The sequence below is a fragment of the Mesotoga sp. H07.pep.5.3 genome, from assembly GCF_002752615.1.
Lineage (GTDB): Bacteria > Thermotogota > Thermotogae > Petrotogales > Kosmotogaceae > Mesotoga > Mesotoga prima.
In genome coordinates this window covers 123,253-148,024 of sequence record NZ_AYTV01000004.1, presented here as the reverse complement: position 1 = coordinate 148,024, position 24,772 = coordinate 123,253, and the positions used below count along the sequence as shown (strand labels likewise).

At 44.1% G+C, this 24,772-nt stretch carries 20 protein-coding genes; 15 read left to right on the top strand and 5 right to left on the bottom strand.

What is annotated here, in order from left to right; translation table 11 throughout:
• Nucleotides 1-1,029: 1,029 nt before the first annotated feature.
• Nucleotides 1,030-3,297, bottom strand: coding sequence for a TOTE conflict system archaeo-eukaryotic primase domain-containing protein (locus tag V513_RS02895; protein ID WP_099771627.1), 2,268 nt, complete (start codon nt 3,295-3,297; stop codon nt 1,030-1,032).
• Nucleotides 3,298-3,757: 460 nt separating this feature from the next.
• Between V513_RS02895 and V513_RS02890 the strand changes: the two genes are divergently transcribed.
• From V513_RS02890 to V513_RS02815, 15 genes are all read left to right on the top strand, one after another.
• The gene (locus V513_RS02890; protein WP_099771626.1) at nt 3,758-3,976 is read left to right on the top strand and encodes a nucleotidyl transferase AbiEii/AbiGii toxin family protein; all 219 of its coding nucleotides are present in this window, start codon (nt 3,758-3,760) and stop codon (nt 3,974-3,976) included.
• Between the two features lie 167 nt (nt 3,977-4,143).
• Entirely contained in the window at nt 4,144-4,413 is a 270-nt protein-coding gene (locus V513_RS02885; protein ID WP_099771625.1) for a type II toxin-antitoxin system Phd/YefM family antitoxin, read from the top strand.
• On the top strand, nt 4,410-4,721 hold the full coding sequence (locus V513_RS02880; protein WP_099771624.1) for a type II toxin-antitoxin system RelE family toxin: 312 nt from the start codon (nt 4,410-4,412) through the stop codon (nt 4,719-4,721). The genes V513_RS02885 and V513_RS02880 overlap by 4 nt, the downstream gene beginning before the upstream one ends.
• Nucleotides 4,722-6,070: 1,349 nt before the next feature.
• A complete protein-coding gene (locus V513_RS02870) occupies nt 6,071-6,718 on the top strand; it encodes a winged helix-turn-helix transcriptional regulator (RefSeq protein ID WP_099771623.1) in 648 nt (215 codons plus the stop codon).
• A 171-nt stretch (nt 6,719-6,889) separates the two neighbouring features.
• Nucleotides 6,890-8,206, top strand: a complete 1,317-nt coding sequence (locus V513_RS02865; RefSeq protein ID WP_099771622.1) for a DegT/DnrJ/EryC1/StrS family aminotransferase — start codon at nt 6,890-6,892, stop codon at nt 8,204-8,206.
• Nucleotides 8,207-8,299: 93 nt separating this feature from the next.
• Nucleotides 8,300-9,025: an acyltransferase gene (locus tag V513_RS02860; RefSeq protein ID WP_099771621.1), complete on the top strand. Its 726-nt coding sequence runs from the start codon at nt 8,300-8,302 to the stop codon at nt 9,023-9,025.
• A 92-nt stretch (nt 9,026-9,117) separates the two neighbouring features.
• Nucleotides 9,118-10,422, top strand: coding sequence for a nucleotide sugar dehydrogenase (locus tag V513_RS02855; RefSeq protein ID WP_099771620.1), 1,305 nt, complete (start codon nt 9,118-9,120; stop codon nt 10,420-10,422).
• A 148-nt stretch (nt 10,423-10,570) separates the two neighbouring features.
• Nucleotides 10,571-10,966, top strand: a complete 396-nt coding sequence (locus V513_RS02850; protein ID WP_257211906.1) for a four helix bundle protein — start codon at nt 10,571-10,573, stop codon at nt 10,964-10,966.
• 4 nt (nt 10,967-10,970) lie between these two features.
• The gene (locus V513_RS02845) at nt 10,971-12,080 is read left to right on the top strand and encodes a Gfo/Idh/MocA family protein (protein ID WP_099771618.1); all 1,110 of its coding nucleotides are present in this window, start codon (nt 10,971-10,973) and stop codon (nt 12,078-12,080) included.
• 29 nt (nt 12,081-12,109) lie between these two features.
• Nucleotides 12,110-13,168: a non-hydrolyzing UDP-N-acetylglucosamine 2-epimerase gene (gene wecB, locus V513_RS02840; protein WP_099771617.1), complete on the top strand. Its 1,059-nt coding sequence runs from the start codon at nt 12,110-12,112 to the stop codon at nt 13,166-13,168.
• Complete coding sequence (locus V513_RS02835) at nt 13,165-14,403, top strand: glycosyltransferase family 4 protein (RefSeq protein WP_099771616.1); 1,239 nt, start codon at nt 13,165-13,167, stop codon at nt 14,401-14,403. Before wecB ends, V513_RS02835 begins: the two co-directional genes overlap by 4 nt.
• Before the next feature lie 98 nt (nt 14,404-14,501).
• On the top strand, nt 14,502-15,632 hold the full coding sequence (locus tag V513_RS02830; RefSeq protein ID WP_099771615.1) for a hypothetical protein: 1,131 nt from the start codon (nt 14,502-14,504) through the stop codon (nt 15,630-15,632).
• The gene (locus tag V513_RS02825; protein WP_099771614.1) at nt 15,625-16,836 is read left to right on the top strand and encodes a glycosyltransferase; all 1,212 of its coding nucleotides are present in this window, start codon (nt 15,625-15,627) and stop codon (nt 16,834-16,836) included. Before V513_RS02830 ends, V513_RS02825 begins: the two co-directional genes overlap by 8 nt.
• A gap of 91 nt (nt 16,837-16,927) precedes the next feature.
• Nucleotides 16,928-17,959 carry a glycosyltransferase family 2 protein gene (locus tag V513_RS02820; RefSeq protein ID WP_099771613.1) on the top strand — a complete coding sequence of 344 codons (1,032 nt, stop codon included), beginning with the start codon at nt 16,928-16,930 and terminating at the stop codon, nt 17,957-17,959.
• A 483-nt stretch (nt 17,960-18,442) separates the two neighbouring features.
• Nucleotides 18,443-19,309 (top strand): alpha-1,2-fucosyltransferase, encoded by an 867-nt coding sequence (locus tag V513_RS02815; protein ID WP_099771612.1) that lies wholly within the window; start codon nt 18,443-18,445, stop codon nt 19,307-19,309.
• Nucleotides 19,310-19,572: 263 nt separating this feature from the next.
• On the opposite strand, the gene fcl is transcribed toward V513_RS02815, so the two are convergent.
• The 4 genes from fcl to V513_RS02795 form a co-directional block, all read right to left on the bottom strand.
• A complete protein-coding gene (gene fcl / locus V513_RS02810; RefSeq protein WP_099771642.1) occupies nt 19,573-20,544 on the bottom strand; it encodes a GDP-L-fucose synthase in 972 nt (323 codons plus the stop codon).
• 29 nt (nt 20,545-20,573) lie between these two features.
• Entirely contained in the window at nt 20,574-20,939 is a 366-nt protein-coding gene (locus V513_RS02805; protein WP_180274815.1) for a four helix bundle protein, read from the bottom strand.
• Between the two features lie 94 nt (nt 20,940-21,033).
• The gene (gene gmd, locus V513_RS02800) at nt 21,034-22,101 is read right to left on the bottom strand and encodes a GDP-mannose 4,6-dehydratase (RefSeq protein WP_099771611.1); all 1,068 of its coding nucleotides are present in this window, start codon (nt 22,099-22,101) and stop codon (nt 21,034-21,036) included.
• Between the two features lie 664 nt (nt 22,102-22,765).
• Nucleotides 22,766-24,274, bottom strand: coding sequence for a S8 family peptidase (locus tag V513_RS02795; protein ID WP_099771610.1), 1,509 nt, complete (start codon nt 24,272-24,274; stop codon nt 22,766-22,768).
• Between the last annotated feature and the right edge of the window lie 498 nt (nt 24,275-24,772).

Sequence of the window (24,772 nt, the reverse complement as noted above, 5' to 3'; positions counted from 1 at the left end):
CACTGATGTTCTTCAGTGCATTGCGTCCCGGCATGTTCTTTGTTCACTAACTTTGCAAATTCACGGATTCATCATCGTAGAAGCCTTCAAAGAATAGATCCTGAAACAAGTTCGGGATGACAAGTAGAGGGACTTCCAAAAAGTCATGATGGGTATGAGAGCCTTTACTGATTCTGGAAACGCGATAATTTGTCATGCTCGTTTCAGCATCTAGGCCTTGAGAGCCGCTGTACGCTTAAGAACGAAGACCCGCTGTGCGCTGATAAGATCAAACCACCGGATCCCGAAACAAGTTCGGGATGACAATGAGAGGGACTTCCAAAAAGTAATCACGGGAATAATAGCAAACGTCATTTTGAAAACGCCTAAATCCGTCATCTGAACTCGTTTCAGCATCTAGGTCTTGAGAGCCGCTGTACGCTTAAGAACGAAGACCCGCTGTGCGCTGATAAGATCAAACCCGGATCCCGAACTAAATTTGGGATGACAGTGTGTGGCACCTCCTGAAGGCACTACCTGGATAACTGACTCAGCATTATTACGTGAAAATGCCTAGACGGTGAGTTCTTCTCTTCTCGACACCCCAGACCCTACACTCGATACCCTGCTCTTTCCGTCATGAACTTGTTTCAGCATTCCGGCAGACTTTCCGAAAACATCACATCCCGTCATTCTGAACTTGTTTCAGAATCTCGGCTATGCTCTTTTGTTGAATGTCAGTAACGAGCTTACTTAATAGTGCTTTAGAAAAAGGTCTTCGTTCTTCTTCTTGCAACTTGCATCTTGAAACTTGAAACGATTCTTTTTGGAGAACGGAGAACCATTCAACGGTTGACCTGAGAAGGCCTCCTGCGCAGCAGCCTCACTTCCGCTAATGTTTTTCGGTGCATCACCTCCCCGGATGTTCCTCCGGGCATCACTTCCTGCGCAGCAGCGTCACTTCTTAATTGATCACCGATGATCTTCGGCGCATTGCGTCTTGCAACTCTTGTCGGAGGACTGCGGACCCTTGACGGACGACGGCGCTTTTCAGCGCATCACTTTCCTATATCCTAGCGCCCTGTACCCCTTCCTGCGGTTTTCAAACATCTTCTTCAACATGGGTACGTTCTCGTCTACGTAGTCGTAAATCCTGACTTCATGTTTTCCGAAGCTCTCCCTGTGTAGCCTTCCTGCGTATTGCTGAAGGACTCCCTTCCAGGAAATCGGGAACGTGAGAAAAAGTGTGTCAAGCCTGGGATCATCGAATCCTTCACCGAGGTATCTTCCAGTGGACAGCAAGGCCGCACCATTCATCTCGTTCTTGAATCGATGCAGAGATTCGTCCTGTGTCTTCCTGGGCTGCTTGCCGTGCAACAAGAAAACCTTGTTCTGAAGATGGTATAGCAACTCGTAAAGAATTTCAATGTGTTGAACCCTTTCTGAGAAGACAAGGCAGTATCTTCCTGCTTCAATAGCTTCCCTGATGTCTTCACAGATCAAAGCATTTCGATCTTCATCGGTCTCTATTGTTTTGTAGATTTCCTTGGGTTTGGAATCTACTTCTGTCATCAGAGCGGTCTGTCTGCTCACATACGTTCGTTCAAAGAAGAACCTTCCCTTTCTAGACATCTTGTGCCTTATAGGACCGCACTGCATGAACAAGATCCTTTCATGGCCGTCTCTTCTCTTTGGTGACGCCGTCAGACCTATTATGAACTTAGCGGGAATACTCTTGATAACTCTTTCTAATGTAAAAGCCGGAATATGTTGGCATTCATCAACTACTACTTGACCGTAGTCGGGAAGACTCTTTAGAGTTTCTTCGTTACGTGCAAGAGTCTGTATGAGAGCAATATCCAGGACGCCTTTTGCGGTATTTTTCCCGAGGCCTATCTGTCCTATCTGCTCGGGTGGGATCTCAAGGAACTCGCAAGCACTTTCCTGCCACTGACGCAAGAGCTCTCTTCGATGAACAAGAATGAGTGTGCCGAGCTTTCTTTCTGCAATTAGCTTTAGAGCAATTACTGTCTTTCCGGTACCAGTTGGAGCGCAAAGAATTCCGAAATCGTGGGGTAGCATTTCACTGGCGGCTCTATCCTGATCCCGTGTCAGTTTACCGTGAAAAGTGAAATCTATATCACTTCCCTTGGAGCGATTGTCGATCAGATTAACACGCACTCCATTCCTTTGGAGAAGATCAAGGGAATCGTAAAGGCAACCTCTCGGCAGCAGGAAATCGTCCCCCTCTTCATCTGCGCAGTTAATCCTTCTTGGTTTGTTGTATGTTGGAAGCCTCATTGCCTGCGCTCTGAAAAACTCAGGATTATCAAAAGATGCTAACTTAAGAATCTCATTCATTATTGAGGAGGGAAGTGAACCCTTCTCAATTGTTATCATACTGTCTAGTTTCAGTGTTACTTCTTCAGGGAAGATTTCTTTAGTTAACCTCGCTTGTTTTGTCGCCTTTTCTGTATTGGTGTTCTCCAGTTCGTGCAAAAGTTCCACAATCTTTGAGGAATCAATCCTCTCAATTGATGATAGATAAGCCCATTGGTCTGAGTACGGCATAAACTTATCATTTAGGAAAACTGTGTTTCCTTCTTTCCTTGAAGCTCCCTGCAAGGGAAGAGCTATCAGATTCCCAAGCCCGCCCTTTGGAAGCATATCTTGATTAGGAAAAAACCTGTCATATGATCCTAAGCCCAGTCTTGGTCGGTTCTCGAGAACCTTGTTAAGCAGTTCGAAACCGAGCTTTCGAGCTATAGAGGCTTTAATTGCGTCTGTAAAGAACAACCACAGATGGCAGCCATTGCCAGACCTTGATCTCTCTATGTACAACGGAATCGAAAGTGAGGAGCAAACATTTGAGAAAGCTTTTGCATCCTCTTCCCATCCGTCACCGTCTAAATCGATGGCAAGGAACATGCAGGTTTCGTCCTCGAGAAGGGGATAGATGCCCACAGAAATCCTTCCTGAAAGATGGTTATAGATGACCTGATCTGTCAGCGGTGCGAACTCTCTCGACTCGCACTGAGAACACTTGATCTGTGGTTTTCTGCAAATGCCCTTCTTCCAGATGTTCTTGCAAACTGGCTGGTAGCCTGAAGAACCATCGGCGCCTTCCCATCTAAGCGCGTAGACATCCTGCCTGCCGAAGAAAAGCGATTTGAAGAGGGCTATCTTATCAGCCGGCGATGAATATTGCGAAACATCAAAACTGGTATTCACTGAGGCTCGCAAGCTTTCTTTCAAGCGCTGATTATTGTTTTCAGGTTTCACGATTTGCTTTCTCGGTTTTTCAAAATCATTTCCCATAAAGCAACTCCTTCAGTAATAGTATACAAAAGATCACCGACAAGTGCATTAGTCTACCTGTGATGAGCTCGCAGTAAACAACACAGAATCTGAAAGAGTTGAAACGAAGTCCTTTAGAGCTTCTTCTCCCGCTTTTCACTTGTTTCATTGCGGCGCTTCAAAGCTTGTCTGATTTTGAAAGGTTTGACGTTCCCTAAAAATGGTGGAATATCTGGATACCGACAAAGTGCTAGAATACCCCAAGATTCTCGACAACGCAACAACAACAGTCAAAGTTGGCTACTTTTTCAGTCAAACATCGGAATCATTAACAACGATAGTGGTTTCTTGAATGAGCCAAAAAGAATGATTCCTGCTTCGCCACACTACATAGCTCGAAGAGGCGATGAAAATCAAAACTTGCCTGCGCATGGAATCTTGTGGCGCCGAAACATTTTTGGAATAAAGATTGGAAGGAACGATGAGATTACCTAGAAAGACGCTCTTTAGACCGTCAGGTCAAATCGGTTACCGGCAGGGAATCCTCCAGAAGGGTTCGATACTTCTCTCGTTTCTATATGGGGTATCAAGAAATGAAGATCTATCCAGTAGATTTGCTCTCAAAGGCGGAAGCGCGATAAATCTTTTATTGCTGAGGATTCCCAGATTATCAGTTGACATAGATATCGATTATCTTTGAGAAGCTGATCGATCAGAACTTCAAAACAAGGGAGTTAAATTTGAAATGTCAACTGAATCGGTTTGCTTTGAGAAAGAATTATCGGTAAGAAACAAGAGTTGTCGTTTCGCATCCTACTTAGTATAATAATACGTAGCAAAGTACCTAGATAAAGGAGGTGCTAAATCATGGATTACACATCAAAAACCAACACAGTCAGCATGACAGACTTGTCTAGAAGCCCAGGTAAGTATTTCAGGCAGCTAGAAAGCAGTGGCGATACGCTCTTGGTAATCAAGAATAGCGAGATAAAGTATGCGGTTATGAATATTGAGACTTATAGGAAACTAATCGAAGTGGAAGAGCTCTTTGAAAATTCGCAGATAGCGGAGATCCTAAAAGAAAGAGCAGTAGTTCCGAAAGAAGAGTATCTGGAAGTAGATATTGACGACATATGAGCAGTTGGAAAACACGATTTCATCCTGAGGCTCTCAAAGAAGTAGAGAAAATGGATGGGCAGATCAAATCACTTGCAAAGAGCAAACTGAAGCAAATCTCTGCAAATCCTTTTCTGGGAATAGCACTAGGGAATAAACATGGAATAGATCTAACCGAATACTACAAAGTCTATTTCTTCAAGAAGAAGTTCAGAATTGTGTATTCCATTGATTTAGATTCAAGAACGATCTTCGTAGTTAGCATCAACAAAAGAGAAGATCTTCTAACCTACAATAATGCCTTAAAACGAAGACAAAAAAGGGACTAAAAAATGTTCAGCGGGGTTTCGACACTGTCAAACCTGACACTGAGGCACGACGTGACTTGCGATTTCAAGAGCCTAGTTTGACCCTTGCTAGATCATGGTTGGCTTTGCGAAAGGGGAACTGACCGCTTCCTTAAGAACCGCTGTACGCTTAGGAACAAGAACCCGCTGAAGGCTGCTGAAAGCTTCGTTGTCCGTCAACGGTCCACCGTCCTCCGAGAGGATCAAAACAAAGATCCCGAAACAAGTTCGGGATGACAATGTATGGTCCCTTTTTCGCGTGCATGCTTCGTAGAACCGAAAAGTCCAGATCCTGACCAGGAGCGTTGTCAGGATGACAGGCGGGGCTGTCATCCCGTAGAGCTCCTGTACGGGATCTGGTTTTTAACCCTCCTGCCGTAGGCAGCCTTGCGTCCACTGATGTTCTTCAGTGTATTGCGTCCCGGCATGTTCTTTGCTCACTAACTTTGCAAATTCACGGATTCATCATCGTAGATGCCTTCAAAGAATAGATCCCGAAACAAGTTCGGGATGACAATGAGAGGGACTTTCAAAAAGTCATGATGGGCACGACAGCGTTTGCTGATTCTGGAAACGCGATAATTTGTCATCTGAACTTGTTTCAGAATCTCGGCGATGGTCTTTTGTTGAATGTCAGTATCGAGCTTACCTAATAGCACTTGAGAAAAAGGTTTTCTTTCTTCTTCTTACAACTTGCATTTGGAACTTGAAACCGCTATTTTCGGAGAACGGAGAACCATTCAACGGTGGACCTCGCGCCGCGTCCAGATCCTGACCAGGAGCAATGTCAGATGACGTGAAGAATGAATACGACGCAAAGCAAGAAAAGACGGTGATCGCGTAGTATTTCAAACGGGATCTCATCTCTTTTACTATGCTCTTATCGGTAAACGGCTGATGACTAACGTTGTTTCATCGCTTGGTTAGAGGCAAGAAGACTTTGAACTTCAAACCTCTATCCTCTACCCTCTCACATCCGTCCCTTAGTCAATGGGTTGACCTGAGAGGCCTCCTGCGAAGCAGTCCCACTTCCGCTAATGTTTTTCGGTGCATCACCTCCCCGGATGTTTCTCCGGGCATCACTTCCTGGCAAGCACCTGCCAGCAGCACTTCCCGACGAAGTCGGCCTCACTTCTTAAAAGGATCTTTGCCGAGTCTTGCGTCCGATGTTTTATACGAGACCCGACACCCGAAACCCGCTCTTCGTAATTCCTCTTCTCACCCTCTCACGAGCAAAGCGAGTTCTCTCTTACGCTCGGTACTTCAGACTTGACTTGTGCCCTACAACATTGTTATAATTCGGTCAGTGAATGAATAATAGAGGAGCGACTATGGATCTTTCTGAGTTTTCTTTTTTCAATCCTTCTCCGAATTTCAGAGAAATGAGCATTTTGAAGGCTCTTACGGAAAGCTCTTCTGTTTCTCAGGAACGACTCGCAAGAATTGCTGGAATTGTTCCAAGCATGGTGAACAAATACATAAGAGACTTCGAAGATTCCCAGCTTATTCAGAAGGAAGGCGAGAATCGCCGCAACATGAAATATGTTTTGACTGAAGCGGGCAAGTTCAGGCTTCAGTATCTGACTATTCTTTACCTCAAAGAAGCAGCAAAGCTTTACACGGAATCTAGAGATATCTTTGGAGAGGTGCTGGACACGTTAAAGGGAAGTGACCATGAAAGCTTCTATCTATACGGAGCGGGAATAATCGGTGGAATTCTTGCGGACGTTCTGAGAACTGAGGGCATGAAGATCATTGGTTTCATTGATGATTCGGCTGCGAAACAAAACGGAACGTTTCATGATCTGCACGTCTTTTCGCCAGAAAAGATCCACGGTAAAGAAGATACGGCAGTCATTGTTGCCTCCTTCAGACATGCGAACAACATAGTGAAGAATGCAAAAGATAGAGGTTTAGATAACGTAATGGTCTTCACCATATCCAAATTAGGCAAAGTTGAACTTGAGCAAGTTGAGTAGCAAGAAAAACCATTTTCGAGAGGACGATATGACGAGAGAATTGTCTTGAGAGCAGAGATAGCCAGAAATACGCAGTGATGGGTCTTTGGTTTTCATCTCCTCGTCAGTTTACAATCTCGGCTCCATCTTCTCCAAATACAGGTGTCGTCTCGACAGAAACGTGGAGGTTGTATGCACATCCCATTATTTGATTTGACTAGGCAGTACAGTGATTTGAGAGAAGAGATACTCGGAAAGATCGATGAAGCGCTTCTCGGGGGGAGGGTAGTTCTCGGTGAAGCCGTAAAAGAGCTGGAACAAAGCATAGCAGATCTTATCGGCGTTAAACACGCGATTGGTGTGGCAAACGGTTCCGATGCGCTCCTTATTGCTGTCGCCGCCCTTGGAATTGGACCTGGGGACTACGTGATAACTACTCCTTATACTTTCTTCGCTACCGTGAGCTCTATTACCAGAAATGGAGCTACGCCGCTTTTCGCAGATATCGACCCGATAACTTACAACATCGATCTTGACAAAGTGGAAGAGCTGCTTCAAACACATCCCGAAAGAGAAAGGATAAAGGCTATCATCCCCGTTCATCTATTTGGTCAGTCTATGGAACTCGGTCGACTCGAGAATATTAGAGATATTTACGACGTCAAGATAATAGAAGACTGTGCGCAATCGATAGGAGCAAGATGGACCTATCCGGACGGATCTACGCAAATGACGGGTTCGGTCGGCGATCTTTCAACCTTCTCTTTCTTTCCAACTAAGAATCTCGGAGCTTACGGTGATGCAGGCATGATTGTCACGGATAACGACGAGCTCGCAGCATTTTGCAGAAGCTATAGAGTTCATGGCTCGCCCGTTAAGTACGTTCACGACATGATAGGAATCAACTCGAGACTCGACGAGCTTCAGGCAATAGTACTCAATACAAAGCTCAAGCACCTGCAAGAATATGAAAAAAGAAGAATTGAAATAGCAACGAAGTATCAAGCCGAGATGACAAAAAACGGCTTGAACGTTGCGGGTTGCGGGTTGTCGGTTGTGGGTGAAGATCAATTTCCTTCGAACAACACACAACAAATAACGAAGGAGCGCTCTACGCACCATGAACAACCTACAACGTTCAACGATGTGGTGATCCACTGCTCTCCTGTTCCTTATTCGGTGAACGGCGAACCGAGAACGGCTAACGATTATTCCTTCTCTCACGTCTTTCATCAATACGTAGTGAGATTCGAAGGTTTCAGTAGAGAACAGAGAGATTCGTTGAGGGATTATCTAGCGAAGCAGGGTATAGGCACCTCCATCTACTATCCAATGGGCCTTCATCAGCAGAAGTGCTTTGCATATCTAGGAGTTCCAACGGGAGCGCTCCCGGAAACCGAAAGGGCCTGTGAAGAAACACTCGCGTTACCCATATTCCCCGAGATGACAGACGAAGAAATCAAGTATGTGGTCGAGAAAATCGCTGAATTTCTGATAAAACGGGTCTAGAGTCTGGGGTCTAGGGTTTGGTTAGAACTATCAGAAGACCTTTTTCTAGACCCCATACCCGATTATCGAGACCCTATTTGCGGAGGTATTCCCATGCCGAACATCCAGAAAGGAATTAACGTAATAATCGAAGACGGTGCGAAGATCGGTGATAATTGCATAATAGGTCACAACGTAGTGATTCACAGAGGTGTGATCATAGGAGACGAAGTAACAATAGGAGATAATACAGTCCTTGGAAAGGAGCCCTTTGCAGCCAGTACAAGCGCCACTACAAGTATTGAAGAGCTCAAACCACTATCGGTCGGCAAAGGAACAACAATAGGCGCCTCGTGTGTTATTTACAAGGGGGCCTCACTGGGAGAAAAGTGCTTTGTCGGCGATCTCGCGACCATTCGAGAGAAGACGAAAATCGGAGAGAAGACAATAGTAGGAAAGGGCGCCACTGTTGAGAATGGAACCTCAGTCGGAAAGAGAGTGAAAATAGAAACTGGAGCTTATATAACGGCCTTCTCAACTATTGAAGACTACTGCTTCATCGCTCCTGAGGTAACCTTCACAAACGACAACTATCTGGGCAGAACAGAAGAGAGAAAAAAACACTTCAAAGGGCCGACATTGAAGAAGGGAGCTCGAATCGGAGCAAACGCCACCCTGCTTCCGAGAGTAACTATAGGTGAAGATGCCCTCGTTGCGGCTGGAAGCGTCGTTACAAAGGATCTGGCTCCAAGAAAGATCTACGCCGGTATTCCTGCTAAATACATTCGAGATGTTCCACAAGAACAACTGATAGAAGAACAGGTATTCTACGAAAAATGACGTTGTATGTTGTGCGTTGTAGGTTATTCGAACGGATTTGATTGCGAACAACCCACAACCAACAACCTACAACGAATCAGACGGAGGTTTCCATGCTGAAAGAAAGAATTCTAGACAAATCGGCAAGGATAGGCGTAATCGGTCTCGGCTATGTAGGTCTGCCGTTGGCGGTTGAGAAGGCCAAAGCCGGTTTCAAAGTAATCGGATTCGATATCCAGGAAAGTAAAGTAAAAATGGTCAATGAAGGACATAACTACATAGGTGATGTCGTAAACGCAGATCTTGAGAAGATCGTTTCAGATGGTCATCTTCGCGCGACCGCCAATTTTGACGAACTAGCAAGTTGTGACGTGATAGCCATATGCGTTCCTACTCCCCTAGACGTCTTCAAACAGCCGGATCTTACTTACGTGATCAACTCAACAGAAAATGTTGCGAAGAGACTCCACAAAGACATGCTTGTCGTACTCGAATCCACCACATACCCTGGAACCACAGAAGATGTCATGAAACCCATCCTTGAAGAAACAGGTCTGGTCTGCGGAAAGGACTTCTATCTCGCCTTCAGTCCCGAAAGAGTCGATCCGGGAAACCTTAGATACAAAACGAAGAATACTCCGAAAGTGGTCGGAGGAGTAGGTCCGGAATCCACGGAAATAGCGAAGCTCCTATATGAATCGGTTCTCGATGCCGAAGTCTTCGTAGTTTCATCTCCAAAAGAAGCGGAGATGACAAAGATTCTCGAGAACACATTCAGGATAGTAAACATAGCCCTGATTAACGAAATGGCAGTAGTCGCGGACAAAATGGGAATCAACATCTGGGACGTAATAAATGCCGCCTCGACGAAACCCTTCGGCTTCATGCCCTTCTTCCCCGGTCCCGGAGTCGGAGGTCATTGCATCCCCATAGATCCCTTCTATTTGACCTACATAGCACGCAAGTACGACTACCACACGCGCCTTATAGAGCTCTCGGGAGAGATAAACGATTCTATGCCAGAATACGTTGTCACAAGGGTTATGAAGGCTTTGAACGAACGCGGCAAATGTTTGAAGGGCGCAAAAGTAGTGATGCTAGGAATTGCCTACAAAGAAGATATAGAAGACATGAGAGAATCACCGGCACTGAAGGTTTTGGAACACCTTGAAAAGAGCCTTGCCCATGTCTCTGTAGTTGATCCTTATGTTTCTCAATTCGAGTGGGAAGGAAAAAGCGTCAAAACCGTCAACCTAAGCGAAGAGCTAATAAAAGAATCGGACGCGGTAATAATAACGACGGCACACAAAAAGCTCATCAACTATCAGATGATCGTAAAGAACGCGAAATACATCTTCGATGCCAAAAACGTCCTCAGCAAAATGGGGATTGACGCCGAAAATATAGAAGTACTCTAGGAACCGTTGTTGGTTGTGCGTTGTGGGTTGTGGGCAAGAGCGGTGGTGGTGAAGGATATAGATCGACAAGAAGCAAGAAAACAAAAATTGATCAATGAGTAAGAAAGAACGAAAGCTTACAATACGGAATGGGTTTTGGAGGTTGGAATTGAGATCATACAAAGAATTGGACGCATGGAAACTCAGTATGGAACTGGCTAAGAAGATCTACGACATCACTGCTACTTTTCCGGCTAGGGAAATGTACGGATTGTCTTCTCAGATGCAGCGAGCTGCTGTGTCGGTTCCTTCGAATATTGCCGAAGGTTCGGGGAGAAATTCGATGAAGGAATTTGTGCAGTTCATCTATCTTTCGCGAGGATCTCTACTTGAATTGGAAACCCAGCTTGAACTATCTAGAATGCTTGGTTACTTAGATGAAGAGAAATGCAACGAGATTGCTAAACTAATCACGAGAGTTCACAAGATAATCAACGGCTTAATCTTTGCACTTAAGAACTCACGCACAACCAACAACCCACAACCTACAACCTCGGAAGGATGATTTCATGAAAAAACTACGTGCCGCCCTTATTGGATGCGGAAGAATTGGAACGAAGAAACACATAGAGGCCTTTGCAGCGAACAGTGATCTGATAGATCTCGTTGCCGTCTGCGATCTCGTGCCAGAGAAAGCCGAAAGAGCAGCTGAAGAATACAAGAACCGTTGTGAGTTGTGCGTTGTGCGTTGTGGGGAAAAAACTCTTACGAACAACCTACAACCAACAACCTGCAACGATCAGCGCATGCCTAGTGTAATAACGGATTATTCCAAGCTGTGCGCTGATGACATCGATTTCGTTACCATCGCCACCGAAAGCGGGAATCACTATAAGAACACCATCGACTTCCTTTCTGCGGGAAAGCATGTCCTTGTAGAGAAGCCAATGGCGCTTGCTTCAGAACACATGGACCAGATGATTGCCCTATCGAGAGAGAAGAAGCTGAAACTGGCTGTCTGCGTTCAAAACAGATTTAATCCTCCCGTTCAGGAACTTCGAAAGGCAATCGATTCAGGTAAGTTTGGTCGTGTATTCACTGCCACGGCGAGGATCCTCTGGAACAGAAACGAAGAATATTACAAGCAGGCCAGCTGGAGAGGAACGTGGGCGATGGATGGCGGCACTATCATGAACCAATGCGCACACAACATCGATCTTCTCCAATGGATGCTAGGAGGAGAAGTTCAAGAGATATATGCGATGACCGAGAACTACAATCACCCTTACATAGAGACAGAGGATTTTGGAGCTGCGATAGTTAGATTCAAGAACGGCTCTATTGGTATAATCGAAGGAACGGCAAACGTATATCCGAGGAATCTGGAAGAGACCCTGTCGGTGTTCGGTGAAAAGGGAACTGTCGTACTGGGCGGGCTAGCTGTGAACAAAATCCAGACTTGGAAGTTCGAAGGTGAGGAATCTCACCCGTTCATGGATTTGCCGGATCCGGATACGGTCTATGGTTCAGGTCACATAACGGTCTTCAAGGATTTTGCAAGAGCGATTATCGATGATCGAGAACCTTTTGTCAACGGAGAAGAAGGTAAGAAGTCTGTAGAGATCATTCTCGGAATATATAAGTCGGCAAGAGAGGGAGTACCAATCAAATTTGATTAGTCTTGAAAAGGCGAATACAGGAGTGAATCTTGAAGGTAGCTACTATAGTGGGTGCGAGGCCCCAGTTTATTAAAGAAGCAGTTGTTGGAGAAAAACTGAGAAAAGCAGGTTTTGAACACGTGCTAATACATACGGGTCAGCATTACGATTACAACATGTCTGAAGTGTTCTTCAAGAGCTTAGAGATCAAGGACCCCGACTACAATCTTGAAGTGGGTTCTGGTAGTCATGCCGTCCAGACCGGGCTAACAATGATCCGGCTGGAAGAAGTTGTGCTAAGAGAAAAGCCTGACGTTGTGCTTGTTTACGGAGATACAAATGCAACTGTCGCTGGAGCGCTAGTTGCTGCTAAGCTGAAGATACCCGTTGCTCATGTGGAAGCAGGCATGCGTCAAGAACCTAGAGATATGCCTGAAGAAATAAACAGGGTTTTGACGGATAGAATTTCTACGATCTTGTTCTGTCCATCACAGACTGCGGTGAAAAACCTTAAGAAAGAGGGAATGGAAAAAGGAGTTTGGTTTACTGGCGACGTGATGTACGATCTATTCTTGAAGATGGAGAAGCACTTCGACTATTCTTTGGCAGAGCAACTCGACCTTGAAGAAGATGGGTACGTTGTTGTGACAATTCATAGAGACTTCAATACAGATAATAAAGAAAGGCTAGAGGAAATTCTCAAACAACTCAACATAACTGTGAAGGATAAGAGAGTAATCTTTCCAATTCATCCAAGAACGAGAAGGCGAGTTAAGGAGTTTGGTCTTGAGAATCACTTAGAGAATCTGGACATAATAGACCCTCTTGACTATTTGTCCATGATGGGCCTTGTCGAACATTCATGGAAAGTGATTACCGACAGCGGTGGACTTCAGAAAGAGAGCTACTTCGCAGGGAAACAAGCAATAGTGGTTATGCCAGATACAGGCTGGGTTGAGTTGGTTCAGAAGAGGATAAACGCTTTATCGGAACCTGAGCAGATAAGCAACGTGCTGTTCTCTGGTTCAGTTAATCAGTTTGAGAAGGGGATATATGGGCTAGGGGATGCTGGGGCGAGAATCGCAGCGATTCTGGGAGAGCCAGGATGAATATATGGATCTTCAATCACTACGCCTCAAACCTGTCTCTTGGTGGTGCAGAGACTCGACATGTAGAGTTTGGTGAGGCTTTCAGTAAGAAAGGGCACAAGGTTAGAATATTTGTTGGTTCATACTCTCACCTCACAGAAGACAATATGCGACGATTCTGCTCACCAATAGGTTCACAGGATTCTGATGACTCTCCGTCCTTTCATTTCTTTGAAACTCGCAGATATGATTCAAATGGACTCGATCGCTTTCTTGCCAGTGTCGATTACTATAAGTCAGGCAGGAGGACTCTTGAAGAGAGCCAATTAGATAAACCGGATGTTGTTATTGCTTCAAGCCCCCATCCCTATGCGTGGAAACTTGGTTGGGAGATCGCTGAAAGATATGGAGCAAAGGTGATAGTTGAGATAAGAGACGTATGGCCTAGGGATCTAATCAGTGCCGGAAAGCTTTCAAAGATGAACCCTGTTTCAATTCTCTTTGGAGCAATCGAGAAGAAAGCCTACTCAAGGGCGACTAAAATCGTATCCCTCCTTCCTGGACTTGAGGAGCATATATGTCGAGTGACAAGACGCAATTTAGGAGAGAAAGTAGTTTATATTCCAAACGGAATAGATGCTTCCCGCTTTCAAAACCCAAGGATAACCAGCGAAGTCGCAGATTTGGTTAGAAGATTCGAATCAAAGAGAATAATCGCGTATTTGGGTTCACATGGCCCTACGAACGATCTGGAAACGGTGCTTAGAGGAGTCAAACTTCTTAACAGCGATAATTATGCAGAGGATCTGCAGTTCACCTTCATCGGAAGAGGCTCAGAGAAGAGTAACCTAATTGATTTGGCAAAAGAGCTCTCTCTCGACAACGTAATCTTCCTTGATCAGATTCCCAAAGAGTCCGTTCCTGGCCTTATCCATTCAGTAGATGCCTTGATTTTCCCACTTGCAAAGTTTGATATGGAAACTCCGGCGGTGAGTTCGTACAAGTTATTAGACTACATGGCTTCGGGCAAGCCAATAGTAGCGGCGGATCTTCCCGGATTACCTTTGAAAACAACTGGAGAAGGTGAATTCTACGAACCAGGGAATCCACGTTCATTTGCTACGGCCATAGAGATGCTTCTTAACAGCCTAGACAAAGGAGAAATCGTGTGCAAAAAAAACCTGAACTATATTCGAAATGAAAGAGATATCGGAGCATTGTCAGAGAAATACGAAAGAGTTCTTTTAGAGGCTTGATGGTTGCTTGTACAGATCATCTTTTACAGAACTGATTTCTAGGAAACAGGATTGTTTTTCTGAGATAATTAAAGATATTTCGTATGGAGAGGTTTATCATGAAGTCGGTTGTTGTAGGATTTCTGCATAGGAAGAATGACAAACGGGTACTAAACACTGTAAAATTGCTAACCAGGTTAGGTGAGGTTGACTACCTTTACTGGTCTGAAGGTGAAGATATTCCTACTGTAATGGGCGGTGTGAATTTCATCCCTTTCTTCCATAGATTGCAGCAAAATCCTATAAAGATGTGGAATGATCGGAAAACCTACGAGAAGAACATAATGGAATTTCTAGTTAACTCTGATGCTGACTTGTACTATCTTCACCATTTTGCAACTACCAGACCACTGGCCGCATACAGAGTACTTTCGAAAAAAAATGCACTGATCGTGACGGATTTCCATGAATATGTTCCCGAGCAATATCTAGAAGGAGTCTCAATTCCTCGCTCAATCAAAACCCGGTATGCAAATCATCTTTACAATACAATGCTAAGAAAGACAGATGGAGCGGTCTTTGTTTCGAGGAAGATGCTGGAGATGGCTTCTTCAGTTAATTCATCACTCCGAAGTGTTTTTGTTCCAAATTACGCTCTTGGTTTGAGAATTCCCGTATCGAGAGCTTCAAGAAGAAAAGAAATTGTCTTCGTAGGCAAGACTACACGAAAAATGAACCGGGAAATTGAGATTTTGAGACTCATTATGGAATGCGGATTTACAGTCACTTCTCTTGGAAGCGAAAGCAATTTTGGAGATCTGAAGACAAACGTAATGGAAGCACTTCCATATGATCAGATGATGGATTACATATCGGAAAGTGCATTTACGATAATCTCTTACGATGTTTTTGACAAGAAAGGCAACCCCTGGTTGAATATGGTCTACTCGATGCCGAACAAATTCTTCGATTCTCTTGGCGCAGGAACACCAGTAATAGTTGCCTCTGACTTCAAAGAAATGGCAAGGATCATTCAAAAGAACAAGATAGGAATTCTGATCGATAGAAACGAGATCAAAAGATCCGTTGACAGGATAGTATCACTTTGGAATTCTGCAGATTATGATCGTTTACTTGATTCAATTCGTTCTACTCAAGATGAGTATGCTTGGGACACTGACAAAGAAGAATCATTTCTCTACTACATCAGAACTCTGACTGAATCAATTAAACGAGGTAAATATGGATAGACTGCTGATATTTTCAGAAATGTTTCCAAAACCAAAAAGCTCGTCAAGCGGTGTGTTCATAGTCGAGAGGCTTAAGGCGCTTACAGAGTTAGGTGTGCCTTTCGATTTCGCTCCGGTTTCAACATTTGATAACTTCCCAATTAGGCTTGTGAAAAAGCTGAAAGGATACTCCCCATCTGAACCAATAAGATCGGTGAATGTTAATCAAAGGAAGTACCCCGTATTAAATGTCTCACTTGGCTTAAGGGATCGCATTGGTCTGATTAGACAGGAAGCAAATTCGTGGGTCAGATACGCCCATGGTATGGCAATTGCCATTGAGAGGAACAAGAAGATCGAAGAATTCCATTTGCTTCACGCTCACAGAGTCTTCCCGGAGGGCTATGCCGCCATGCTGCTTTCTGAGAAGCACAAGATTCCATATATAGTTACCGCCCATGGAGGTGAGATTCACTCCATTTCAAACAACAACAAGGCTTTCGTAAAAGAAGTTCTTGAAAAGGCAGCAAAGGCAATCTTTGTGAGCAAAGCTTTGATGAAAGATGCATGTGAGAAACTGGGTTACGACAAGTCCAATGGGATTGTAATTCCAAATGGGGTAGATACTAACGTATTCAAACTCATGGATAAAGAAGGGGCAAGAAAGAAGTTGAGCCTGCCGCTCAATAAGAAGATCGTGGGTTTTGTTGGTAACCTAATTGAAGTGAAAGGAGCAGATAGACTTCCAGCAATCGCGCGGGAGCTTATGAAGCTAAGATCAGACGTCTTCTTCCTCATTGTAGGTGATGGCCCTTTAATAAACACGCTAAGGGAATGTATGCCTACGGATTTGACGCACTTCGCCGGCAGAGTAGAATACGAACTCATGCCAGTAGTCATGAATGCAATCGATGTCCTTGTTGTGCCTAGTAGGCAGGAAGGTTTTGGAACGGTTATTCTGGAAGCAAGAGCTTGTGGAGCGAGAGTGGTGGGTACCAATGTGGGTGGGATACCGGAAGCCATTGGAGATGAGCGAGTTCTTTCAATTGACAGCGAAGATCTCTCTGAGGAGCTAGCTCAAATAATTTCATGGATTTTATCGGATGAGCTCGAGTTGGCCAGTGAGAGTTATTGTGTGTCCTCATTTGATTGGCACGAAATAGCTATGAGAGAACGAGATATCTACGAAAAAATCATAGACGAGACAGCTAAGTCTCATTGCTAGCTTCAGTCCGAATCTTTGCCTTTGAGAAATTGTTCTGTTGCACGTTGAACATTCAGTTACTCTTTAGCAACTATTGGAGGAAAATTCGGAGATGAATAACAAATTGTCTACTTCAGCTGCAGATCAAGAAAATCTGGCCGTTACTGTAGTGGTACCTGCATACAATGCTGAGGGATTTATTGAAAGCACTCTTAAGACCATCATAGTTCAGCAGGGCGTAAACTTCGAACTGATAGTTGTCAACGATGGATCAACAGATGGCACAGAAGAAGTGGCTAGGTCAGTCCTAGATTCATCTCAAAACTCAGCGACTTTCTCAAGGATAATTAGAACAGAGAACTGCGGCGTTAGTTCGGCGAGAAACATGGGTCTGATTTCTGCTAGAGGAGAATACGTTATATTCTTCGACTCAGATGATCTAATGTCAAAAGACTGCCTAAGTAGCATATACAGAAAGGCCCGTGAGACGCAGGCAGATATTTTGGCTTTTGGATATGACGTTGTTGACTTTAATGGCGAGACGATCCGGAGATTCGAAGACAAATACCAGTATTTATGTGAACCTACAGATGGAAGAACAGTCCTTCTTCTTATGATGAAAAACAAGACGTGGTTGTGGACAGGAAGTGTCTTGTACAACAAATCGTTTTTGCGAAAACACATGCTTAAGTACCAACCCGGAGCCACAAACGGCGAAGACGTGGAGTTCACTATGAAAGCGCTCTATGTTGCAGAAAAAGTGGCATTTGAAGAACAATCTCTTGCAAAGTCAGTGGTTAGGATTCGCTCAGCATCAAGGATAAACGGTTACAGACACTTCCACACAGTGGGGTCTCTCAGAAGGTTGAGGAGGTTTCTGGAAGCACAAGGTGCACAAAAAGAGATCATGGAGATGATGGATAGTAACCTGATTCCGAGAGCATATGTTGGTGCAATCGCGAGTCTTGCTCTTGGTGGATTCCCAAGTAGGAAACTTATTAATCTCATGAATGTCCAGATTATTGGTGAGCAGATACGCAGATACGAAGGACAATCAATGAAAGATAAGCTCGTAAAAGTTCTCTTGATACACTTTCCGAACCTCTACTTCAGCTATTTGAGGTATAAAGGGAAGAGACTGTGAGAGTTTAGTATACTGGCAGACACTTTGAGAATTGATGTTTGTGCAATTCTTTGGTATCTCCCAAAACTTGGCTCTTGGCAAATGAGGTATCTGAATGAAATCCTTTAGTCTCTTTTGCTGAATCAACGTAATTCTAGGTGGCCGTTACTTGACAGACTTTGTGCTGTAGTCAATCATGATATTATTTTCATGAAAGTATGTGGTGAAACGAGCTGAAACTTACAAAGAGAGTTTAGAACCCAACAGATCGCTTTTTCACAATTTAACAAACATCCTTTGAATCCAGCTTTATGAAGTCAGTGCGCTGAAATCGAGTGAAGATTGAAGACTTCTAAGTGATATTCTTAGGCGCAGAGGGCAAATGACTTTGGTTGTTTGGACTCTTTAGTTCTTCAAGATCTCTCAAGAAGTAAGAGAATGTTTTCCATGTAACGTTGCTTCTCTGAGTGATTCTTCTTTCATCATGAACCGGGTGGTGCAATTATGCATGTAGTTTGGTTTGGCGGAGGACTGGGTAATCAGATGTTTCAATATGGTCTCTACTGTTTTCTTAAAAAGAATAATAAGGAAGTGAAAGCTGACTGCACTCAGTACTCGACAACACCAATGCATAATGGATTTGAGCTTGAAAGATTGTTTAATTTGGATATTGCTCATGCTAATCTTGACGTCATTTCAAAGTTGACAGGTGGGAATCGACTTAGCCCCAGGAAAGTCATTTGGAAGATATTCAGAAAACGAAACGTGTACTTTGAAGAAAAGGCCCCATTTTCTTTTGACCCCGATGTTTTGAAAGGAAACAATCGTTACTTAAAGGGCTACTGGCAGAATACAAATTATCTTGAGCCCTGTGAAGAAGAATTAAGAGATGTCTTCACTTTCCCTGCTTTCAGTTCTGACAATAATAAACGATTAGCCCACGAAATCGCTAAAGTAGAATCCGTAAGCGTGCACTTTAGGAGAGGAGACTTTCTTAAAAGCAGCAATTTGGGATTGTTCGGTGGCATATGTAGTGATCAATACTATCTTCGAGCAATTCAAACTATGGAGAATACGTTTGTAGAACCAGTCTTTTATGTTTTTTGTGATGACCCTCAGTGGGCCAAAGATACCTTCACTGATGCTCGTTTCACAGTAATTGACTGGAACATAGGCTCGAGAAGTTACAGAGATATGCAGCTTATGAGCCTCTGCAAACATAATATCATAGCAAACAGTACTTTCAGCTGGTGGGCAGCATGGCTCAACAGAAACCCAAACAGAACTGTAGTTGCACCTGAAAGAATGGTGAACAGAGATCTCGATTTTTCTGGCATCTTTCCAAATGATTGGATCAGATTACGAGGGTGAGATGAGAACATTGAGAACTTACTCATTACTCTTCAATTGATTGAAGTCAGCAACGATGCAATTAATAAAGTATGTGCAGGATATGATCACGCGAAGTTCTGGGCGCTTTCAGAACTCTTTTTTGTGAGTAAAACAATCGAGGTACTTTTCCTAGTGAATTCTAGGAACGGAATCAATGAAGGTTTGAAAAAAGAGTAGCACAAGGTGTTAATATCATTGGTAGGAACTGACGCTTGAAAAGCAATTCGACCTTCCCTAGCCAATTAAAGATAAGTTTTGCTAAACCACTCATAAGTCTTCTCTAAGCCCTTCTTCAATCCTATCCTGTGTCTCCAACCCGCTTCGTGAATCCTGGTCACATCAAGGAGCTTCCTGGGTGTTCCATCTGGCTTGGAAGTATCAAACTTCAGTTCGCCCTTGTATCCTACAACTTCTCCAATGAGCTCTGCAAGTTCTCTTATTGTTACGTCTTCTCCAGTTCCTACGTTGAAGAAGTCATTTCCCGAGTAGTTCTTCATAAGAAAGAGACAGGCATCTGCGAGATCATCAACATATAAAAATTCTCTCCTGGGGGTACCCGTTCCCCATATTTCAACATAAGGAGCATTGTTTACCTTTGCTTCGTGGAACTTTCTAATTAGAGCAGGTAATACATGGCTTGTGTTCAGATCGAAGTTATCATTCGGTCCATACAGATTCGTAGGCATAACGCTTATGAAATTAGTCCCGTATTGCTTATTGAAGTACTGGCACATCTTCATGCCGGAGATCTTTGCAAGTGCATAAGGTTCATTTGTTTCTTCGAGATATCCGGAAAGAAGATACTCTTCCTTTATCGGCTGAGGCGCCAACTTAGGATATATACAAGAGCTTCCGAGGAAGAGAAGCTTCTTCACTCCGAATTCATGAGACGCCTTTATGACATTGCATTCGATCATGAGGTTTATGTATATGAAGTCAGCAGGATATACGCTGTTTGCCTGTATTCCTCCAACCTTTGCCGCGGCGAGAAATACATATTCCGGCCTCTCCTTCTCGAAGAACTCCCGTGTCGCCTTTTGATCAGTCAGATCAAGCTCTTCGAAGGTTCTGGTGACTATGTTCGTGTAACCCTCAGATTCTAATTTCCTCATAATGGCCGAACCAACAAGCCCATTGTGACCGGCGACGTAGATCTTGGAAGCAGTTGTGAGGCCTGTGGATTGTGACTGGTGTTTGGTGGTTGGTGATTGGATATTGGTTTCTTTCTCATTGTCTGACAATGTTACTCCTCCTTTCGGTTCAGACTTCTTATTAACGAGTTTATCATCTTTGCAATCGTTTCCCCTTTTTCGATCAACTTCTCAAAACTCTCTTCGGAGAGAAAGCCCAGTCTCTTCGCAATTTCTAGCTGTGTAGTTGATTCTGCCAGAGATCCTTTTGCAATATGCAAGAAGTTTATCAATTCTCTCCGGCCTTTTCTTGCAGAACCCTCAGCTATGTTCGAGGGTATTGAAACGACGGCCCTTCTAAGCTGCGAAGATAGTCCAAATACTTCGTTCTTCGGGAATGTTTCAGTTGCTTTATACACATCGGTAACGAAATCCATACTTTCTTGCCAAACTCTTAAATCACGATAACCCAACACCATTTCTCTTTATTACCCCCGTACTATCTCACATGTTTGTCTTACCCTTGTTCCCAGAGTTTAGTTTTGCTCCTCTCTAATCACCAATCACTGTCCACTAATCACCGTTGTTATACTGCTTCTTATACTTCTCATACTTTGCGGCTTCGAGATCGGCTTTCATCATTATCTCAACGAGTCCTTTGAATTTGACTTCGGGTTGCCAGCCGAGTTTCTCTTTTGCCTTTGTAGGATCTCCAAGGAGCAACTCTACTTCTGTCGGTCTAAAGTAATCAGGGTCAATTTCGACGACGGTCTTCCCTGTTGTTGAATCTATTCCTTTCTCTTCAACGCCCTTTCCTCTCCACTGAATATCTATTCCCGCTTCTTTGAAAGACAGTTCTACGAATTCTCCTACAGTATGGGTTTCTCCAGTGGCTATAACAAAGTCATCCGGTTCTTCCTGCTGGAGCATCAGCCACATTGCCTCCACATAATCCGGAGCATACCCCCAGTCTCTCTTCGCGTCCATGTTTCCAAGATATAGCTTGTCTTGAAGACCAAGTGATATTCTTGAAGCTGCCCTTGTGATCTTTCTGGTGACAAATGTCTCTCCCCGCCTTGGCGATTCATGATTGAAGAGGATGCCGTTGCTCCCAAAGATTCCATAGGCTTCTCTGTAGTTGACTGTTATCCAGTAAGCGTATAGTTTAGCAGCTGCGTATGGACTTCTAGGATAGAATGGAGTCGTTTCTTTCTGAGGAATTTCTTGCACTTTCCCGTAGAGCTCACTTGTGGATGCCTGATAGAACTTCGTCTTCTTCTCGAGTCCAAGAAAATGTATCGCTTCAAGTAACCGGAGTGTACCCAGTCCGTCCGAATTGGCAGTATATTCTGCCGTCTCAAAAGACACTTTCACATGACTCTGGGCAGCAAGATTGTAAATCTCGTCTGGTTGTATTTCTTGAATAAGCCTGATCAGATTTGTTGAATCCGTCAGGTCTCCATAATGAAGAAAGAGATTCACATCTCTTTCGTGTCTGTCCTTGTAGAGATGATCAATCCTCTTCGTGTTGAAGCTGCTAGATCTTCTGATGATTCCATGGACTTCATAACCCTTATCTAGTAAAAGCTCTGCAAGATAAGAACCGTCTTGGCCGGTGATTCCGGTGATTAATGCCTTCAAGGTAAACCCCCCTAGCACTTAGTCATATTAATCAAAAACCGAATACGGCTATAAGAAACATTGGTATAGTACTGAAACAATAAGTACAACGATTTCACTATTAGTATACAATCATCGATCTCATAAAGTAGCAGTTCTATTTCAATTTTCTTGATGAGAAAACCAAAAAGAATTCCTGAATTGCGTTTTTCGAAATTCTTAGCTCAAATCAGAGTGTGAGTATAGTCATGTATTGCTGCTAATAAGCTAATGAGTATCTAAGATTCCTATGATTACTCAGATTATTCTGCCTTCCAGTTATTCAACAGTGCAAGTCGTTACTGTGGTCAGTAGCGTCATAATTCTGGAGTTAAGTTCGTGTGAATAGAAGCTCAACGGTGAGTTTCAAGCAATGATTCCTGAGACTGCTGCACCCAATGCACACTTGGTCTTCGCTTGGATTATTCAGAAAGAGAATAAAGTAACATGAGAAAATACGCTACACTTAGAGTTCCTGCGATGGATATCCTATGGCAAACTCATCTCGGCTTTACTACTTAGGAAAAGCATGAATGACTCGTTGGGAACTGATGGCAGCCAAAAGACATAATTTAATAACCGTAATCCAAAGTTTTCCATTCAATTCAGCTCATTACCTTGCTCGAATGTTTCTCCTCACTGGTTCCTATTTCTTCTCAAAAGTGTTTTCTGGGAACTTCATATCCCAAGTGTACCCAGCTGCTGTGACATCCGTGACCACAGTCGAATACGTTCCAGACGGTGCATTGACAACGGTGAACTTGGCGAGTCCGGAAGTATCTGTAGTGATCGTTCCGGCAAAGTACGGGGAGCTACCGCTATTAAGATAAACCTCTATCGAAACACTTGCTCCGGGGACAACCGGGTCGAGTTGAACTGAAACATACATATGCTTCGCATTTCTGCTCAATGAATAACTTATACTAGAGACTGTTATTGTTCCGGGTTCGGGATTCGGATCGGGTGGAATAGTTCCTGAGGCCGCTTGAACTGCTAGATCTGCTCTCACCAACCCATATCCCTGATGCTCCTGTTTCAGCCCCAGATTTTCTGCCGTCTGTTGGAGGATTGACCTAACCTCTACGTTAGTCAATGAAGTGTCTGCAGAAAGAACAAGCGCAGCCACTCCAGCAACATGTGGTGAAGCCATTGAAGTTCCGCTGTAATAAGCATAACCGCCTCCGGGAATACTGCTAAATATGCTCACGCCTGGGGCAATCAGTTCCACGTCCGGCCCTGTGCTAGAGAAAGAAGCTCTTGCATCGTTCGAATCCGAAGCCGCAACAGCAATAACTGAGGCGTATCCTCCGGGATACTCAACGGTGTCCCTATTTCCAGGTTTGTTACCGCTGTTCCCTGCTGCAGCAACTATAAGTATGCCTGCCTCGTACGCCGCATTGCACGCATCCTCGAGAGATTGCATATCGCTCGTAGTACCAAGGCTCATGTTGATTACATCGATTTCGTTGGCTACGGCCCACTCGATGCCAGCGATAATCCAATCAAGATAACCGCTTCCTGCTGAGTCGAGGAACTTGACAGCATAAAGAGAAGCAGAAGGGGCAACACCGTATACTCCGATATTATTGGAGTAGATCGCAGCAACGGTTCCCGAAACATGAGTTCCGTGTCCGTTGTCATCAATATATGAACCAGTTCCTGTGAAATCGTTTCCTCCTACAATCTTGCCATCGAGATCGGGATGATTTCCATCGATTCCAGTGTCCAGAATTGCAACTTTAACCCCGTCTCCAGTTGATGTGCCCCAGGTTGGAAACACGAAGGACTCGTCTCCAAAGATCCTATCCATACCCCACAGATACTGCTCTTCAAGGGCATGAAGTTGTATGTTTGGTTCGACATAGACTACATGAGGATTTCTGAGCAGACCGTCGATCGCCTCAACGGGGATCTTCGCGGACAAAGCCTTGATAAAGCCGAATTCCGCATAGACCTCGCCACCGAACGCCTTGATAAGAGCCTTGTCGGGCAGACCGGAGAAACCGATGATCACCCTCGCCTGACCATCCACAGCTTGCAAAGACCAATCAGTGGGTGTCGAACCCGTTATATCTATGGTCTTTACACACCCTGAAACCATAAAAACAACAACCAAAACAATTAAGCTTATAGATAAGGCAATCTTCCTCTTCATAAATCTCACCCCCAAGATTGTATTTGCCATAGTATACAACTTACGCAAACCAATCCGTAATAAACATCACGAGTCGATCGTATGAACTATCCAGCTCAAGTAACTCTGACGATAATACTATAAAGAATCGAATTACGGAGTCCGCATGCGGCGCCTAAAGAACCGCTGTACGCTTGAGAACGAAAACCCGCTGAACGCTGTGAAGGCTACGTTGTCCGTCAGCGGGGTACCGTGCTTAGAGAGAATCAAAACAAAGGTCCTGAAACAAGTTCGGGATGACAATAGGGGAGACTTGTGAAAAATGATGACGGCTTGAGGGTGTTGGTTATTCCGAAAAACCTCGCATGACGTAATGCTGAACTCGTTTCAGCATCTAGGTTTTGAGAGCCGCTGTACGCTAAAGTTCGAAGGCCCGCTGAACGCTGTGAAGGCTACGTTGTCCGTCAGGGGGGTACCGTGCTTAGAGAGAATCAAAACAAAGGTCCTGAAACAAGTTCG